The organism is Streptomyces sp. XY431 (genome assembly GCF_001279805.1).
Taxonomy (GTDB): domain Bacteria; phylum Actinomycetota; class Actinomycetes; order Streptomycetales; family Streptomycetaceae; genus Kitasatospora; species Kitasatospora purpeofusca.
Genome location: NZ_LGDO01000378.1, coordinates 1 through 326, shown reverse-complemented (window position 1 = coordinate 326; position 326 = coordinate 1). Strand labels below are relative to the sequence as shown.

Here is a 326-nt window from a genome sequence, read left to right as displayed (position 1 = left end):
GCGATCAGCTCGACCAGACCGGCCGGGGTCGGCGCGAGCACGAAGTCTTCGAAGGACAGCTCGACGCCGTAGTTCCGGGCGACCGCGCTCAGGACGCGGGTGGCGATGAGCGAGTCACCGCCCAGGAGGAAGAAGTCCGAGTCCGCCGCGACGTCGTCCGTCTCCAGGACGCGGCGGAAGATCGTCACCAGGCCGTCCGTGTCGGCGGGGGTGGTGTCTACGCTGCTCAACGAGGGTCTCCTTTGGCCATCGGGGTGCGGTGCGCCGGTGGGGCACCTGGTGCGGGGGCCGTACGGGTGGGCCCGGGCGGGGTACGGCGGGGGGGG

General features: G+C 72.4%; 1 protein-coding gene. It reads right to left on the bottom strand.

The window, feature by feature from the left end:
* The coding region (locus ADK60_RS26715; protein WP_063783272.1) for a phosphopantetheine-binding protein at window positions 1-230 on the bottom strand (230 nt) is incomplete at its 3' end.
* Window positions 231-326: the final 96 nt, after the last annotated feature.